Origin of the sequence: Gemella sp. GH3 (genome assembly GCF_013415425.1) — a bacterium.
In the GTDB taxonomy this organism is placed as follows: Bacteria; Bacillota; Bacilli; order Staphylococcales; family Gemellaceae; genus Gemelliphila.
Map to the genome: position 1 here is coordinate 1 of NZ_JACBYC010000217.1, position 445 is coordinate 445.

At 39.8% G+C, this 445-nt stretch carries 1 pseudogene; it reads left to right on the forward strand.

Annotation, left to right across the window (positions count from 1 at the left end):
• Nucleotides 1-445, forward strand: a pseudogene (locus tag HZY83_RS07775) (fibrinogen-binding protein); the annotation flags it as partial.

The window sequence follows — 445 nt, forward strand, 5'->3', positions numbered from 1 at the left end:
CAGCCCATTTCTTCGAATAATGATATTAATAAAGCAGAATCTGAAAATCAGACTTTTAGTGACGACAATTCAATAAGTCATCAGCCTCAATCTAATGAAAATAACATAAATCCACTTGCAACTTCTGAAAATGATGAGAACGGAGAGTCTGATTCGAATGCAATAAATGATTTAAATTCAGACTCAGACAACGACACGGATTTAGATAGCGATTCAGATTCAGATAGTGACTCAGACTCAGACAGTGCTTCCGACTCAGATAACGATTCAGATTCAGATAGTGCTTCTGACTCAGATAGTGATTCAGATTCAGATAGCGACTCAGACTCAGACAGCGATTCCGACTCAGGCAATGATTCAGATTCAGATAGTGCTTCTGACTCAGATAGTGATTCGGACTCTGACAGCGATTCAGATTCAGGCAGTGCTTCCGACTCAGATACTC